17 protein-coding genes are annotated in these 14,133 nt (G+C 70.9%); 9 read left to right on the top strand and 8 right to left on the bottom strand.

The window, feature by feature from the left end:
- Positions 1 to 74: 74 nt before the first annotated feature.
- Positions 75 to 1,229, top strand: a complete 1,155-nt coding sequence (locus ABZ342_RS01890) for an isochorismate synthase (protein ID WP_360468172.1) — start codon at positions 75 to 77, stop codon at positions 1,227 to 1,229.
- On the opposite strand, the gene ABZ342_RS01885 is transcribed toward ABZ342_RS01890, so the two are convergent.
- Positions 1,226 to 1,912 (bottom strand): 4'-phosphopantetheinyl transferase superfamily protein, encoded by a 687-nt coding sequence (locus ABZ342_RS01885; RefSeq protein ID WP_360468171.1) that lies wholly within the window; start codon positions 1,910 to 1,912, stop codon positions 1,226 to 1,228. The two genes, ABZ342_RS01890 and ABZ342_RS01885, sit on opposite strands and share 4 nt — an antisense overlap.
- Before the next feature lie 130 nt (positions 1,913 to 2,042).
- Between ABZ342_RS01885 and ABZ342_RS01880 the strand changes: the two genes are divergently transcribed.
- On the top strand, positions 2,043 to 3,212 hold the full coding sequence (locus tag ABZ342_RS01880; protein WP_155540760.1) for an acyl-CoA dehydrogenase family protein: 1,170 nt from the start codon (positions 2,043 to 2,045) through the stop codon (positions 3,210 to 3,212).
- 66 nt (positions 3,213 to 3,278) lie between these two features.
- On the opposite strand, the gene ABZ342_RS01875 is transcribed toward ABZ342_RS01880, so the two are convergent.
- From ABZ342_RS01875 to ABZ342_RS01860, 4 genes are read right to left on the bottom strand one after another with little or no spacing between them, the layout of a single operon-like run.
- Positions 3,279 to 3,599 carry a hypothetical protein gene (locus tag ABZ342_RS01875; protein WP_155540761.1) on the bottom strand — a complete coding sequence of 107 codons (321 nt, stop codon included), beginning with the start codon at positions 3,597 to 3,599 and terminating at the stop codon, positions 3,279 to 3,281.
- Between the two features lie 58 nt (positions 3,600 to 3,657).
- A complete protein-coding gene (locus ABZ342_RS01870) occupies positions 3,658 to 4,293 on the bottom strand; it encodes a TetR/AcrR family transcriptional regulator (RefSeq protein WP_155544174.1) in 636 nt (211 codons plus the stop codon).
- Positions 4,290 to 5,813 (bottom strand): ATP-dependent acyl-CoA ligase, encoded by a 1,524-nt coding sequence (locus ABZ342_RS01865; RefSeq protein ID WP_360468170.1) that lies wholly within the window; start codon positions 5,811 to 5,813, stop codon positions 4,290 to 4,292. The genes ABZ342_RS01870 and ABZ342_RS01865 overlap by 4 nt, the downstream gene beginning before the upstream one ends.
- Positions 5,810 to 6,547 carry an enoyl-CoA hydratase/isomerase family protein gene (locus ABZ342_RS01860; protein WP_360468169.1) on the bottom strand — a complete coding sequence of 246 codons (738 nt, stop codon included), beginning with the start codon at positions 6,545 to 6,547 and terminating at the stop codon, positions 5,810 to 5,812. The genes ABZ342_RS01865 and ABZ342_RS01860 overlap by 4 nt, the downstream gene beginning before the upstream one ends.
- 47 nt (positions 6,548 to 6,594) lie before the next feature.
- On the opposite strand from ABZ342_RS01860, the gene ABZ342_RS01855 reads away from it, so the two are divergent.
- A complete protein-coding gene (locus ABZ342_RS01855) occupies positions 6,595 to 8,181 on the top strand; it encodes an amidohydrolase (protein WP_360468168.1) in 1,587 nt (528 codons plus the stop codon).
- 4 nt (positions 8,182 to 8,185) lie between these two features.
- Here the strand turns inward: ABZ342_RS01855 and ABZ342_RS01850 are convergent, their stop codons facing one another.
- The gene (locus ABZ342_RS01850; protein WP_360468167.1) at positions 8,186 to 8,503 is read right to left on the bottom strand and encodes a hypothetical protein; all 318 of its coding nucleotides are present in this window, start codon (positions 8,501 to 8,503) and stop codon (positions 8,186 to 8,188) included.
- Positions 8,504 to 8,567: 64 nt separating this feature from the next.
- On the opposite strand from ABZ342_RS01850, the gene ABZ342_RS01845 reads away from it, so the two are divergent.
- Entirely contained in the window at positions 8,568 to 9,008 is a 441-nt protein-coding gene (locus ABZ342_RS01845; protein ID WP_155540765.1) for a GNAT family N-acetyltransferase, read from the top strand.
- 40 nt (positions 9,009 to 9,048) lie between these two features.
- Positions 9,049 to 9,732, top strand: coding sequence for a metal-dependent transcriptional regulator (locus ABZ342_RS01840; protein WP_155540766.1), 684 nt, complete (start codon positions 9,049 to 9,051; stop codon positions 9,730 to 9,732).
- A 28-nt stretch (positions 9,733 to 9,760) separates the two neighbouring features.
- Here the strand turns inward: ABZ342_RS01840 and ABZ342_RS01835 are convergent, their stop codons facing one another.
- Positions 9,761 to 10,114 (bottom strand): hypothetical protein, encoded by a 354-nt coding sequence (locus tag ABZ342_RS01835; RefSeq protein ID WP_360468166.1) that lies wholly within the window; start codon positions 10,112 to 10,114, stop codon positions 9,761 to 9,763.
- Positions 10,115 to 10,289: 175 nt separating this feature from the next.
- Between ABZ342_RS01835 and ABZ342_RS01830 the strand changes: the two genes are divergently transcribed.
- From ABZ342_RS01830 to ABZ342_RS01815, 4 genes are all read left to right on the top strand, one after another.
- The gene (locus ABZ342_RS01830) at positions 10,290 to 11,108 is read left to right on the top strand and encodes an LLM class flavin-dependent oxidoreductase (RefSeq protein ID WP_360468165.1); all 819 of its coding nucleotides are present in this window, start codon (positions 10,290 to 10,292) and stop codon (positions 11,106 to 11,108) included.
- 72 nt (positions 11,109 to 11,180) lie between these two features.
- On the top strand, positions 11,181 to 11,525 hold the full coding sequence (locus tag ABZ342_RS01825) for a transcriptional regulator (RefSeq protein ID WP_196425139.1): 345 nt from the start codon (positions 11,181 to 11,183) through the stop codon (positions 11,523 to 11,525).
- A gap of 46 nt (positions 11,526 to 11,571) precedes the next feature.
- Positions 11,572 to 12,630: an alcohol dehydrogenase catalytic domain-containing protein gene (locus ABZ342_RS01820; protein ID WP_360468164.1), complete on the top strand. Its 1,059-nt coding sequence runs from the start codon at positions 11,572 to 11,574 to the stop codon at positions 12,628 to 12,630.
- Positions 12,631 to 12,877: 247 nt separating this feature from the next.
- On the top strand, positions 12,878 to 13,504 hold the full coding sequence (locus tag ABZ342_RS01815; RefSeq protein WP_196425140.1) for an alpha-ketoglutarate-dependent dioxygenase AlkB: 627 nt from the start codon (positions 12,878 to 12,880) through the stop codon (positions 13,502 to 13,504).
- Here ABZ342_RS01815 and ABZ342_RS01810 read toward each other — a convergent pair.
- Positions 13,501 to 14,079 carry a helix-turn-helix domain-containing protein gene (locus ABZ342_RS01810; protein ID WP_155540772.1) on the bottom strand — a complete coding sequence of 193 codons (579 nt, stop codon included), beginning with the start codon at positions 14,077 to 14,079 and terminating at the stop codon, positions 13,501 to 13,503. The two genes, ABZ342_RS01815 and ABZ342_RS01810, sit on opposite strands and share 4 nt — an antisense overlap.
- Positions 14,080 to 14,133: the final 54 nt, after the last annotated feature.

Raw genomic sequence — 14,133 nt, 5'->3', positions numbered from 1 at the left:
AGGAGCTCCCGCGGGGGGAGTGTCGCTCGTGACACTCCCCCCGCGGATCTCCCGAAGCCTGGGACGCTGGAGTCGTGAGTTCACCTGACCCGGCGACCCCGGCACTCGACCTCGCCGCCCGTTACCAGCGTGGCGACTTCCTCTTCACGACGGCCGAGCGCGCACTCCTCGCGCAGGGCACGATCCGGACCGTCACCGAGACGGACCCCCGTCGGCTCGCCTCGGCGATCCCCGGCGTGCTGGCCGAGACCGGTGCTCCGCTGGCCGTCGGTGTCCTGCCGTTCGACACCGGGCCCGCCACGAAGGTGCCGGGCCACCTCGTCGTGCCCCGGACCGTCCACCGCTCCGAGGGCGCGCCTTCGCTGCCGCGTGAGGTCCTGCCGGCGCCCGTGCGGGTGCGTGCGGTGCCCTCGCCTGAGCGGCACATGGCGGCCGTCTCGGCGGCCGTCGACGCGCTGGCCGCGCGTGACCTGCGCAAAGCCGTCCTGGCCCGTGCTCTCGACCTCGAGTTCGCCGCGCCGGTGTCCGCGGAGAGCATCGTGCGCAACCTGGCGGTCGGGAACCCCCGGCACTTCACGTACGCGGCCGAGCTGCCCGGCGGCCGCTCGCTCGTCGGCGCCACGCCCGAGCTGCTGCTGCGCCGCACCGGCCGGACGGTGTTCTCGTCGCCCCACGCGGGCTCGATGCCGCGGTCCGCGGACCCGGCGACCGACCGCGCCAACGGCGAGGCGCTGCGGACGTCACGCAAGGACCAGCTGGAGCACGCGGTGGTGATCGACTACCTGGTCGAGGCGCTGCGGCCGTTCTGCCGGACGCTGGAGGTCCCGGCGGAGCCGGAGCTGGTCACGACCCCGGCGATCTGGCACCTGCGCACCCCGATCACGGGCGAGCTGGCCGACCCGGACGTCACGGCGCTCGACCTGGCGGCGGCCCTGCACCCCACGCCGGCGATCTGCGGCACCCCGACCGAGGGCGCGCGCGAGCTGGTCCAGGAGCTGGAGCCGTTCGACCGCGACTACTACGCGGGAGCGGTCGGCTGGGTCGACGCCGCGGGCGACGGCGAGTGGGCGGTGGCGATCCGCTGCGCCGAGATCGCGTCGACGTCGATGCGGCTGTACGCGGGGGGCGGGATCGTCCCGGCGTCGGACCCGCGGGCGGAGCTGGACGAGACGACGGCGAAGTTCCGGACCCTGCTGGCCGCGATGGGCCTGGCGGACCTGCCGGTCTAGGGGGCCCAGAGTTCCTCGGTCACCGACAGCTCGTCGGTGGTCAGGACGGCGATGGCCGCCCGGTAGCCGTCCGCGGCCTTGAGGTCCACCAAGCGGGTCGTCGACGGGTCCAAAGCCGGGTCTCCCGACTCCACCAGCCGCGCCGGTTCGTCGAAGCGGGAGAACGTGATGCTCTTCAGCGGGATGCGCAGGCCCTTGCCCGTGGCCTTCATCACGGCCTCCTTGCGCGTCCAGTAGACGAAGAACGCCGACGCCTTCTCCGCGTCCGTCAGGCCGGTCAGGTGGGCCGCCTCGGCGGGGCTCAACGCGTACTCGATCAGGCCGTCGTCGGCCTTGCGGGTCGCTGTCTCGACGTCCAGGCCCACCGGGACCGACGGGGTCGCCGCCACGCCGATCAGCTCGCCCGAGTGGGAGATCGACAGCGTCAGGTCCGCGCCCGGGACCCGCGGCCTGCCGTGGGGCTTCCCGCAGTCTTCGCAGGTCGCGTCGAACTTCACCGAGTCGACCGGCAGCCCGAGCCGCTCCGCCGCCACCGTCTTCGCCAGCACGCGGCCGGTGAGGAAGCGGCGCTTGTCCGCGTCCTGCCGGTACGCCTCGAAGCGGCCTTGCTCGACGTCGTCCAGCAGGCGCAGGAAACGCTCTTCGGCGGGCAGCAGGGACGACCAGCGGACCACGATCTCCATCACCTCTCCGATCCTTCCGGGCGGCGAAGCGGTTGTCACGAATTCGGGGAGAGGTCTGGGGTAATCACGCTCCCAAGAGGTACCCTGAACTAAGCAAGCGCTTAGCCAGTGTCGGAGGAGCAGCTCACCCATGGACTTTTCACTCAGCACCGAAGAACGTGAAGTGCGCGACTGGGTCCGCACGTTCGTCCAGCGGGAGCTGATCCCGCTCGAGCAGGAAGTCCTCCGGCGCGAGCGCGCCCACCAGCCCGGGCTGACCGGCGAGGAGCTGAAGGACCTCCAGCTGAAGGCGAAGGAGTCCGGCTTCTGGGGCGTCTTCACGCCGGAGGAGTACGGCGGCATGGGCCTGTCCGCCGTGATGGCCGCGCTGCTGGAGGCGGAGCTCGGCCGCACCTTCGTGCCGTTCCGCTTCGGCGGCGCCGCGGACAACATCCTGTTCCACGCCAACGAGGAGCAGAAGCAGACCTACCTGCTGCCGACCATCTCGGGCGAGCGCAAGTCGTGCTTCGCGATCACCGAGCCGGGCGCCGGGTCGGACGCGAAGGCCATCCGGACCACCGCCCGCAAGGACGGCACCGACTGGATCATCAACGGCGAGAAGACCTTCATCACCGGCGGCAACGAAGCCGACTTCACGATGGTCTTCGCCATCACCGACCCGGAGAAGGGCGCGAACGGCGGCGTCACGTGCTTCCTCGTCGACCGCGAGGCCGGCTGGAAGTCCGAGTACATCGACACCATGGGCGAGTGGGGCCCGGCTTCGCTGATCTTCCAGGACGTCCGCGTCCCGGAGACGCAGATCCTCGGCGAGGAGGGCCGCGGTTTCGAGCTGGCCATGCAGTGGATCGGCCAGGGCCGCTACCTGCTGCCGGCGCGCGCGATCGGTTCGTGCGAGCGGCTGATCTCGATGGCCATCGAGCACGCCAACACCCGCGAGACGTTCGGGCAGAAGATCGCGGAGCGCCAGGCCATCCAGTGGATGATCGCCGACTCCGGCGTCGAGCTCGAGGCGCTGCGCTGGCTGGTGCTCAACGCCGCCTGGCAGGTCGACCAGGGCGTCGACTCGCGGCACGCGCAGTCGATGGCGAAGCTGTACGGCGGCCAGAAGGCCAACGAAATCGTCGACCGCGTCCTGCAGATCCACGGCGGCATGGGCTACACGCGCGAGCTGCCGATCGAGCGCTGGTACCGCGAGCTGCGGCTGCTGCGCATCTACGAAGGCACCGACGAGATCCAGCGCCGCACCATCGCGCGCAACCTGCTCAAGGGGCACGTGAAGGTGGGCGGTGTGCTCGGCTGAGGTACCCGGAAAGCGAACGAGGCCGCCTCCCGGACGTCCGGGAGGCGGCCTCGGCGCTGCTTCGGGCTACTTCTTGTTGCGAATGGCGATCGGGACGCCGGCCAGGTCCTCTTCGTTGCACAGCAGCTTCACGTCGTAGTACGGCGAACCCTGGCGGTCGTCGTAGTCGAGGTGGATCGCCAGGACGTCGAGGGGCTCGCCCAGCCATTCCTGTGCCTGCCGTAGCCATTTGGAGCACCGCTCCAGGGCGGTGGGGAGATCGTCATCGCGGAACTCGACGGGGCGGTAGGGTACGTCCTGCACCTGATCGCGGGGGTGTGCCGGCGTCGGGAGGCCCGGCGCGAGACCCGAGTCGTCCAGTTCCAGTTGGATCGTTTCCTCAGTCACCCTTCGAGCGTCCCCCACGCACGCCGTCTGGGCAAGGCGTACACAGGTAAAAGCGCCGCTAAACGGACATGCCCCACTCTTTCGCGACGATTTCCCGGCAGCGTCGCAAGTCGGCCACGCCTGGCGGAGACGTGCAGCCCAGTGCCCTCGACACCAGCTCCGCGTAGTGCTCGGCGAGCTGGTCCAGCGCCAGCGGTCCACGCGGCGAATACCACCGGGCGACGCCGCTGCACATCTCCAGCAGCGCGAGCCGGGTCACCGCCGGGTGTTCGGTGTGGAACACCCCCGCCGCGACGCCTTCTTCGATCGCCGCCGCCCACAGGTTTTCGTACGCGTCCCGCAACGCCACCACCGGCTCGCGCGCGGCCGGGGACAGCACGTCGACTTCGTTGTCCACCACCCGGGTTTCCGCCGGGCCGACGGCGTGCGCGAGCACGTGCAACGCGACCAGCGTCCGCAGCCGGTGCACCGGGTCCGCGCTGCCGGCCGTCGCTTCGCGGGCCGCGTCCAGCAGGCGGTTCAGCGCCGTGTGCATGATCTCGGCGAGCAGATCTTCCTTGGTGCCCATGTAGTGGTACAGGCTCGCCGAGGAAAGTTCCGCCTCCTGCGCCAGATCCCGGATGCCGGTGCCGTGGAAACCCTTGGTGGCGAACAGCTTCACCGCTGCCGCGCGGACGCGCTCCCGGCTGGTCACAGCCACGCTTCCGCCTTCGCGTCCCACGAACCGGCGCGCGGGTCGGCCACCTTCCGCAGCTCGCCCTTGGCGACGCGCTCGGACGGCGTCATCGGCAGCTCGTCGGCGAACGCCCAGAACCGCGGAACCTTGAAGTACGCCAGCTTTTCCGAACAGAACGCGGCCAGCGCGGCCGGTTCCGGGCGCTCGCCGTCGCACACCACGTACGCCTTGATCTCCTCGCCGCGCAGCTCGTCGGGCACCGCGACGACGGCCGCCAGCCGCACCGCCGGGTGCAGCAGCAGCGCGCGCTCGACCTCGTCGGCCGAGACGTTCTCGCCGCTGCGGCGGATCATGTCCTTCGTCCGCCCGATGTAGTACACGCGGCCGGCGTCGTCCATCCGCGCGAGGTCGCCGGTGTGGAACCAGCCGTCCTCGAACGCCTTGGCCGTCGCCTCGGGGTCGTCGTGGTAGCCGTGCATCAGCCCGATGCCGCGGATCAGCAGCCGGCCGGTTTCCCCGCGCGGCAGCGGCTTCCCGTCTTCGCCGGCGATCATCGCCTCGCGGTCGCGGCTCGGCCGGCCGATGCAGCCGGTGCCGACGGTCTCGTCGTGGTCCTCCGCCGTCATCCGGATGTCGCTGCCGGTCTCGGTCATCCCGAACGCCTCGTACCACGGCACGCCCCAGCGCGCCTCCAGCTCGGCGTGCAGCTCGTGCGGGATCGCGGACGCGCAGATCGCGCGGACGCGGTGGTCCCGGTCGGCCTCGGACGGCTCCTGCCGCAGCAGCAGCGTCGGCATCAGGCCGAGGCAGTAGAACCAGGTGACGCCGTGCTCGCGCACCTTCGCCCAGAACGTGCTGGGGTGGAACCGGTCCAGCACGACGAGGGTGGCGCCGGCGGCGAGCCCCAGCGCGACGTTCCACTGTGGATCGATGTAGTGGAACGGCTGCGCGGTCAGCATCACGTCGTCCTCGCCGACGGCGGGGAAGTCGGTCGCCAGGCTCACCGCGAGGGTCGTCCAGTACCGGTTGGGCAGGACGCAGCCCTTGGGGGCGCCGGTCGTGCCCGAGGTGTACTGGATGTTGACCGGGAGTTCGGGCACCGGCGTGAACTCGGGCGGCTCGGCGTCGGAGCGGAGCCGGTCCGGGGTGATCACTTCGGTCAGCCCGATGCGGCCGAGCAGGTCCGTGAACTCCGGCGCGGCGACGGCGAGCTTCGCGCCCGAGTGGCGCAGGACGTGGGCGCCGTCGAACTCGCGGTAGTTCGTGTTGACCGGCACCAGCTGTGCGCCGATCTTGGCCAGCGCCAGCCAGATCAGGGGGAACTCGGGCTGGTTGCGCAGCATCACCGCGACCCGGTCGCCGGGCTCGATTCCGCGCTCGGCCAGTGCCGCCGCGATTCGTGAACTTTCGCGATCGACCTCGGCGAAGGTGAAGCGCCGGTCGCCCTCGTCGAAGATCCACGCGGTGCGCGACGGCCAGAGCCGCGCGGCCCGCGTCGCGAGTTGCGCGAGCGTGCCGATCTCGGCGAGGGGGGTCATGTCCGGCTCCGGAAAGCCTCCGTGGACGCGGCGACCGCGGCCGAGGTTTCGGTGATGAGCGCGTGGCTGACCTCGAGTTCGAGCGCCGGCTCGACGTCGATCGGCGCGTCGAGGACGCGCTTCGCCATCGCCGCGGCCGCCGGCGGGTGCTCGGCGATCCGCTTCGCCCAGCTCAGTGCCTCGGCCTGCAGCTGCTCGGCGGGCACGGCCGCGTTGACCATGCCCAGCTCCGCGGCCTTCCGGCCGTCGAAGCGCTCGCCGAGCAGTAGGAGCTCCTTCGCCTTGAGCGGGCCGACGAGCAGCGGGAGCAGCCGCGACGCCGCGCCGGTGACGCTCAGGCCCAGCGAAACCTCGGGGAACGCGAAGACGGCGTCCTCGGCGGCCAGGATCAGGTCGCAGCCGAGCGCGAACTCCGCGCCGGCGCCGATCGCGTAGCCGTGCACCGCCGCGATCACCGGCTGGCGCAGCCCGCGCAGCCGGCGCGTGACGTCTTGGAGCCGGTCGAGCCGCGCCCGCGAATCACCCTCGGGGGTGGGTTCCTTGAGGTCGTGGCCGGCGCAGAAGGCGCGGCCGGTGCCGGACAGCACGACGACGCGGGCATCGCTGCGCGCGGCGGCGTCGAGCGCGGCGAGGAAGTCGTCGACGAGGACGGCGGCGACCGCGTTCAGCCGCTCGGGCCGGTTCAGCCGGATGTGCGCGATGCCGTCCTCGACGGCGAACTCCACGGTGGGCATGCGGCCGATGCTAGACGTTCGATCGATCGATCGATAGCCTCGGAGTCGTGCGAGTCGATGCGGTGTACGAGAACGCCACAGTGTGGACGGGTGCGGGTGTGACCAGCGCCCTTGCTGTCCTGCACGGCCGGGTGGTCGCGCTGGGTTCCGACGCCGTCGAGCTGTTCGCTCGCTCGCGGGTCGACCTCGGCGGCGGGTTCGTCGTGCCCGGGTTCCACGACGCGCACAACCACATGGCGTGGTTCGGGATGGGCCTCGACGACGTCGCGCTGGGCGGCTGCCGCAGCGTCGAAGAGGTGTACGACGCCGTCGCCGCGCGGGCCGCGACGCTGCCGGCCGGGAGCTGGGTGGTCGGGAGCGGGTACGACCAGAATAAGCTCGCCGGCGGGCACCCGGACCGGCACGGGCTCGACCGGGCCGCGCCGGGGATGCTCGTGCGGCTCAAGCACACGTCCGGGCACATGACCGTGGTGAACTCGGCGGTCCTCGACCAGCTCGATCTGGCGCACGTGCCGGTCGGCGGCGACGTCGTGCTCGATCCGGACGGCTCCCCGACGGGGTTGCTGCGCGAGCAGGCCCAGCTGCTGCTGCGGCCGCTGACCTACCCGACGCCGGTTTCGCGCGTCGTCCGCGGGCTCGACCGGGCGTCCGAGCGGTACCTGTCGGAGGGCATCACCAGCGTCCAGGAGGCCGGGATCGGCGGTGGGCTGGTCGGCGAGACGCCCGCGGAGCTGGCCGCCTACCAGGAGGCGCGCGAGGCCGGGGTGCTGCGCGTCCGGAGCACGGTGATGGTCGCGGCGAGCGTGCTGCACGACCTGCCCGACGGCGCCGGGTTCGGCCTCGACCTGGGCCTGCGCACCGGCCTGGGCGACGAGTGGCTGCGCGTCGGCCCGATGAAGCTGTTCGCGGACGGCTCGCTGGTCGGGCGTACGTGCGCGATGCACGAGCCGTTCGACGGCGAACCGGACAACGTCGGCTACTTCCAGGTGCCCGAGGACGAGCTGGCCCGGACGATCCGGCGAGCGCACGACGCCGGCTGGCAGATCGCGACGCACGCGATCGGCGACCGCGCGATCACGGTGGTCCTCGACGCGTACGAAGCCGCGTTGGCCGCTTCGCCGCGTACGGACCACCGGCACCGCATCGAGCACTGCGCGGTGCTTCAGCCCGCGGAGCTGTCCCGGCTCGCTTCGCTGGGAATGCTCGCTTCGCCGCAGGGACGCTTCGTCAACGAGCTTGGCGACGGCATGCGCGCAGCGCTCGGCGAGTCTCGCGTCCCCTGGTGCTACCGGCTGCGAAGCGTCCTCGACGCGGGTTGCGTGCTTCCCGCCTCTTCGGACCGCCCGGTCGTGGACGGCGCTCCGCTGCTCGCGCTGGCCGACATGGTTCGCCGGCGTGCGGCGTCGGGGGCGCCCTTCGGGGTCGAGGAGGCGTTGACGCCGGAGGAGGCATTGCGCGCGTACACGTACGGGTCGGCGTACGCGACCTTCGCCGAGCGTGATCTGGGCACGCTGGAGGAGGGGAAGCTCGCCGACTTCGCCGTGCTGTCGGGGTCGCCGCTGGAGGAGTCCGCTTTGGACGAGCTGACCGTGCAGGGAACAGCCGTCGGCGGCGAACTGCGTTACCAAGCCTGATGACTCACCTCCCCACGAACGCCAGCGCCTCCTCGGCCAGCTCCGCCCACGGCTGCGGCGACGCCACGTCCAGCGCCAGCCACTCCTTCATCGGCGTGCCCTTGTTCGCGTCGAAGCGCACCCCTTGCCCGCCCTCGACCAGCGTGTCGACCCGGCTCCGGGGCAGCTTCAGCACCAGCTGCCCGCGGACGAACATCGCGAAGATCCGCCCGTGCACGCGCAGGGCCGTGCGCCCGAAGCCGCCGGTCGCGCCGGGTGGCGTGATGCCCGGGCGTCCGGTGAACTCGTCGACCAGCTCCTCGAACCTCTCCTCTGGTGACATCGACCACCTCCGCATCCTTCAAGCCCGACAGTAACGACCACCACCGACAGAAACGGGAGGCGAGATGCCCGTCCGCGACGCCGTCTTCGACGACATCGAAGAGATCTGCGCGCTCATCGAGGAGCACGCCGTCTACGAGGACAACCACGACCTCAAGCTGGACCGCGCCGAGATGAGCGGTCACCTCTTCGGGCCGGACCCGAAGGCCTGGGTGCTGATCGCGACCCCGCCGGGCGAGCCCGGGACCGTCGCCGGCTTCGCTTTCTGCAGCTGGAACTTTTCGACCTGGGAAGCGCGGCCCGGAATCTGGCTGGACGATCTGTTCGTCCGGCCCGCCCACCGCCGCCACGGCCTCGGCGGCGAGTTGCTCGACGAGCTGCGCAACCGCACGACCGGGCGCGTCGAGTGGGACATGCAGGCGGGCAACGAGAAAGGCGAGGCGTTCTACGCCCAGCTCGGCGCCGAACCCGTCCCCGGCTGGGTCCGCTACCGCTGGCGACCCTGAACTTTCACGAGAAAGATCCCGGCCCCGTATCGTGTGCGGCATGGGAGATGGTTCGGTCCGGAGGTCCTCGTCGGTCGAGGACTACGTCCGGGTGATCTACGGCCTGGTCGAACGCGGTGAGGCGGTCACGAACACCTCGCTCGCCGGCCGGCTGGAGGTCAGCCCGTCCTCGGCGTCGGGGATGGTCACGAAGCTGTCCCAGCTCGGGCTGGTCACCCACGTGCCCTACCGCGGGATCGAGCTCACCGCCGACGGGCGGCTCCTGGCGCGCTCGGTGCTGCGGCGGCACCGGCTGATCGAGACGTACCTGGTGTCCGAGCTCGGCTACACGTGGGACGAGGTCCACGCGGAGGCCGACGCGCTAGAGCACGCAGTGTCGGACAGGCTGGTCGAGCGCATCGCGGCCAAGCTGGGCAACCCGGTCCGCGACCCCCACGGCGACCCGATCCCGGCCGCCGACGGCAGCGTCGAGGAGCTGTCGGTCCGCATCCTGGACGACCTCGAGCCGGGCGCGGTGGGCGAGATCGTGCGGGTGTGGGACACGGACCCCGAGCTGCTGCGCTACCTGACGGAACACGCGATCAACCTGGGCGAACGCATCGAGGTCGTCGAGCGCCAGCCGTTCGGGGGACCGATGGTGGTGAAGGTGGGCTCCCCGCCGGACGCCGCGACGCACGCAATCGGCAAGGAGATCGCGCAGGCCCTGTCGGTCACCCTGCGCTGAGCCCGCTCCGTGCCGGCGACCTGTGGATTCACCCGCCGATCGAGAGCTGGAAACCGGCGCGTTCGGCCTCGTCGGCGTCCTTCCACAACGTGCCACGGTTGCTGTTGCCGACGTGAACTCCGTAGCGTTCGGCGCTCGGCACGTCGGCGAACGTGAAGGTGAACGTGCGCACCCACATCCCGTCGACGATCTTCGTCTCTTCGCCGGGAGTCCGGTGCAGTTCCGTCGTGGCCACGACTCTGCCGCTTTCGTTCACGAGGGTGACCTGCGAGCCATTGCTCAGGTCGGTGTAGCCGTCGTAACCGTCAGCTGTGGACTTGGTGCACTGCATGTCGCACAGCAGGGACAGGGTGCCGTTGACCGATGTGCTGCCCGACGTCATGAGGACGACGGCAACGACAGCCGCGATTGCTACCTCGCCGGATGTGCGTTCAGACGGCCGCGCCATGGCCGCTGTTACGGAAGGTGACCAAGCCGTGATGACGTCGGGGTGCGTACGCGCGAGTGACGTCGTGAAGCGGATGTGGTGACCGGCCCACCACCCCGACCATGACCGCATGAAACCCTTCCGCTTCGGTATCGTCGCCGGTCACGCGCGCGACCTGACCTCGTGGACCGCCCAGGCCGAGCGGGTCGAGAAGCTCGGCTTCGACACCCTGCTCGCCACCGATCCCGTCGGCCGGGCCGATCCCTTCGTCCTGCTCGGGGCCGCCGCCGCGGTCACCCTGGACCTCACCGTCGGCACCTTCGTCCTCGCCGATCCCTTCCGGGATCCGAAGGCACTCGACTGGCAGGTCCAGACCCTGCACCAGCAGACCGGCGGCCGCTTCGAGCTCGGGCTCGGCGTCGGACGGCCGGGTGCGAAGGCGCACACCGAAAGCCTCGGCCGGGAGTTCGCCGAACCGGGTGAGCGCATCACACGGATGGCGGAGACGATCGCCCACCTCAAGCGATCGATCGACCGCCCGCGGCTGATGCTCGCCGCCGGGGGACCGAAAATGCTCGCGCTCGCCGCGCAAGAAGCCGACACCGTGACCTTCACGTGGGCGCCCAAGACCACCGAAGCCGAAGCCGAGTCCATTGTGGATCGATTCCGTAAGCTTGCTGAGGAAAGGCTGCCGGACATCGAGCTCGGGCTGAACCTCATGGCCGTCGGGGACGAGCCGTCGCCCGGGATCGCGCGGTGGGCCGGGGTCGACGTCCCGGAGCTCGCCGCGGCCGGCGCCGTCACCGTGCTGCCCGCTGATCCAGGTCAAGCGGTGGAAAGGCTTCTCGGCTGGCGGGAGCGGTGGGGGATTTCCTACGTGACGATCAACTCGGGCTACGCGGAACCGTTCGCTGCCATCGCCGAACGGGCACGGCTCGCAGGTGGGTGAGGGCCCTTCCGATCTTGCGAAGCTGGGCCTACGCTCCAATTTTCGTACTCGGGAGTGCTTCGGAGCGTTGTGATGACCGGTCAGCGAACACGCACCATCGACCGGGGGGAACAGGCGGAGCTGAGCCAGCTGCTCTCCGCCGGGCCGTTCGACGTGGCCCTGCGGGCGGCGATCCGGGCCCGCGGGCTCGGGCTCGACCGGATCCGCTATCGCTTGCGCGGCAGGGGAACCACGGTCAGCCTGGCCACCCTCAGCCACTGGCAGTCCGGGCGGTGCCGGCCCGAACGGGCGGAATCGTTGGAGGCGTTGCGGAATCTCGAGGACATCCTGAACGTGCCGGACGGCGCGCTCAGCAGGCTCCTCGGGCCGCCGCGGGGAAGAGCGCGCTTCCACGTGCAGGCGCCGCCGCTCAATTGAGCGGCACCAACGGAAACCGCTCAGGTGAGCACGTAGGCTCGCGGGCATGCGTGCTGTCGTCATGGAGGAGTTCGGCGTCCCGCCGGTCGTGCGGGACGTGCCGGAGCCGGTCGCGCCGCCCGGAGGCGCGGTGATCGAGGTCGACGCCACGGGCGTCTGCCGCAGCGACTGGCACACGTGGCAGGGCCACGACACCGCGGTGAAGCTGCCGCACGTCGCCGGGCACGAGCTCGCCGGGCGCCTCGTCGCGCTCGGTGCGGGCGTGCGCGGGTGGGAAATCGGCGCGCGCGTCACCGTGCCGTTCGTCTGCGCCTGCGGCACGTGCCCCCAGTGCGCCCGCGGTGACCAGCAGATCTGCGACCGCGAGTTCCAGCCCGGCGCCACCCATTGGGGTTCGTTCGCCGAGCGCGTGGCCATCGAGCACGCCGAGACGAACCTCGTCGCGCTGCCGGACACGCTCGGCGCCGCCGAAGCCGCCGCGCTCGGCTGCCGGTTCGGCACGGCGTTCCGCGCGGTGCTGCGGCAGGGGCGCGTCACCGCGGGGCAGTGGGTTTCGGTCTACGGCTGCGGCGGGGTCGGGATTTCCGCGGTCCTGCTGGCCGTCGCGGCGGGCGCGAAGGTCGTCGCGGTCGACGTCTCGCCGGCCGCTCTCCGGCTCGCCGCGAAGTCCGGCGCCACCTCGACCGTCGACTCATCGGAGTTCGACGGCCCCGAAGCCGTCGCCGCGCACGTGCGCGAGCTGACCGGCGGCGGCACGCACGTCTCGCTCGACTGCCTCGGCGCGCCGTCGACCTGCGCGGCGTCCGTCGGCAGCCTCCGCAAGCGCGGCCGGCACGTCCAGGCCGGGCTGATGCCGCCCGCGCAGGGCGTCGCCCCGATCCCGATGCACCGGGTCATCGGCGGCGAGCTGGAGCTGGTCGGGATCCACGGGCTCCAGGCCCACGAGTACCCGGAGCTGCTGCGCGTCGTCGAGACGGCGGGGATCGACCTCGGCGCGCTGATCGGCCGCCGGATCGGTCTCGACGACGTCCCGGCCGCGCTGGCCGCGATGAACGACCCGGTACCGGCTCAGCCGGGCGTCACCGTCGTGACTTTTCGTGACTGATCCACGGCGGCGAGGTCAAGTGACCGGTTCGTAGCTGATCCACGCTGGCTTGTGACATTCAGGTGTGGGAATGTCTAGCCATGGTGGCCCAAAGCGAGGGGATTCGGCCGCAGGAGCGTCCCGTTGGTCCATTGGGACGTCTCCTGCGGCTGTTCACCATCGCCGACGTGACGTTCCGCGGTCACCACGTCGTCCCGTCGACGATCACCGACCGTGTGCGGCTGGAGTCTCCGGCACAATCGAGGTGATGGACGCCCTCCTGCCGCGCCCGCGCGCCGAACTCGCGCCCGGTGCCGTGCACGTGCCCGACTGGCTCGGCTTCGACGAACAGCGCGAGCTCGTCGCCGCCTGCCGCGGCTGGCCCGGCTACCGCCACACGACGTATCCGAACGGCGGCGTGATGTCGGTCAAGACGGTCTGCCTCGGCTGGCACTGGTACCCCAACGGCTACTCACGCACGACCGACGACGGCAAGCCGGTGCTGCCGTTCCCGGACTGGCTCGGCGACCTGGGCCGCCGCGCGCTCGCGGACGCGTACGGCGAGCCGGCCGACGGCTACGAGCCCGACACCGCGCTGGTCAACTTCTACGCCGCGAAGACGAAGATGGGGCAGCACCAGGACAAGGACGAGCGCAGCTCGGCCCCGGTGGTGTCGTTCAGCCTCGGCGACACGTGCGTGTTCCGCTTCGGCAACACCGAGTCCCGCAACAAGCCCTACACGGACGTCGAGCTGCACTCGGGTGACGTCTTCGTGTTCGGCGGCCCATCCCGGTACGCCTACCACGGCGTGCCGAAGACCCTCTCCGGCACGGCGGACCCGGCGCTCGGCCTGACCGGCCGGCTGAACATCACGCTGCGGGTCTCGGGCCTCTAGTCCTCGATGGACTCTTCTTCCGGCACCACGATCAGCCGGACGGCGACCGCGCGCGAGCCGGGCGGGTGGTGGCCCGGCTCGGTGACGTACTTCCAGAGCAGGGCCTGGTACTCCTCGACGAACGACGCGATCTGCTCCTTCGTCAGGGTCAGCCCGCCGCGGTAGATCTGGTTCCAGCCCTTGGCGTCGTCGTAGCCCGCGTACGCCCGCGCGACCAGGCCGAGGTCGTGGCTCATCTTGAGCGTGCCGAGCTTGCGCGCGGCTTCGCGCTCGTCGTCGGTCATCTCGAGGCCGGGCGGGGTGTAGATGTCCTTCATCAGCGACTTCCACCAGCGCTCGCGGCCGTCTCCGCGGTCTTCGATCTCCGCGATGAGGTCGAGGTCGGCGAGCTTGCGGAGGTGGTAGCTGGTCGTCCCGGTGCTCTCGCCGAGGGCCTTCGCGACGCTCGTCGAGTTCGCTTCGCCGTGTTTGCCCAGGTAGGACAGGATGTCGCGGCGGACGGGGTTGGCCAGGGCCTTGTAGAAGGCCTTGAGATCCGCGCCGGTGAGGACGCGCCGTTCGGGACGTTCGACCATGGCCGGAGCGTACTACAGAGGATGTTTGCAAAGAATCTCTGCAATCGCTACCGT

The sequence above is a fragment of the Amycolatopsis sp. NPDC005961 genome (genome assembly GCF_040629235.1).
Taxonomy (GTDB): Bacteria; Actinomycetota; Actinomycetes; order Mycobacteriales; family Pseudonocardiaceae; genus Amycolatopsis; species Amycolatopsis camponoti.
Note: the sequence above shows the minus strand (reverse complement) of the source record. Positions and strands in the feature narration are given on the sequence as shown.

Excerpts from the sequence above, each read along its gene's own strand:
- ABZ342_RS01820 (WP_360468164.1), top strand. The coding sequence starts at position 11,572 with ATGCGTGCTGTCGTCATGGAGGAGTTCGGCGTCCCGCCGGTCGTGCGG.
- ABZ342_RS01885 (WP_360468171.1), bottom strand. The coding sequence starts at position 1,912 with ATGGAGATCGTGGTCCGCTGGTCGTCCCTGCTGCCCGCCGAAGAGCGT.
- ABZ342_RS01830 (WP_360468165.1), top strand. The coding sequence starts at position 10,290 with ATGAAACCCTTCCGCTTCGGTATCGTCGCCGGTCACGCGCGCGACCTG.
- ABZ342_RS01810 (WP_155540772.1), bottom strand. The coding sequence starts at position 14,079 with ATGGTCGAACGTCCCGAACGGCGCGTCCTCACCGGCGCGGATCTCAAG.
- ABZ342_RS01825 (WP_196425139.1), top strand. The coding sequence starts at position 11,181 with ATGACCGGTCAGCGAACACGCACCATCGACCGGGGGGAACAGGCGGAG.
- ABZ342_RS01850 (WP_360468167.1), bottom strand. The coding sequence starts at position 8,503 with ATGTCACCAGAGGAGAGGTTCGAGGAGCTGGTCGACGAGTTCACCGGA.
- ABZ342_RS01815 (WP_196425140.1), top strand. The coding sequence starts at position 12,878 with ATGGACGCCCTCCTGCCGCGCCCGCGCGCCGAACTCGCGCCCGGTGCC.
- ABZ342_RS01880 (WP_155540760.1), top strand. The coding sequence starts at position 2,043 with ATGGACTTTTCACTCAGCACCGAAGAACGTGAAGTGCGCGACTGGGTC.
- ABZ342_RS01840 (WP_155540766.1), top strand. The coding sequence starts at position 9,049 with ATGGGAGATGGTTCGGTCCGGAGGTCCTCGTCGGTCGAGGACTACGTC.
- ABZ342_RS01845 (WP_155540765.1), top strand. The coding sequence starts at position 8,568 with ATGCCCGTCCGCGACGCCGTCTTCGACGACATCGAAGAGATCTGCGCG.
- ABZ342_RS01860 (WP_360468169.1), bottom strand. The coding sequence starts at position 6,547 with ATGCCCACCGTGGAGTTCGCCGTCGAGGACGGCATCGCGCACATCCGG.
- ABZ342_RS01835 (WP_360468166.1), bottom strand. The coding sequence starts at position 10,114 with ATGACGTCGGGCAGCACATCGGTCAACGGCACCCTGTCCCTGCTGTGC.
- ABZ342_RS01865 (WP_360468170.1), bottom strand. The coding sequence starts at position 5,813 with ATGACCCCCCTCGCCGAGATCGGCACGCTCGCGCAACTCGCGACGCGG.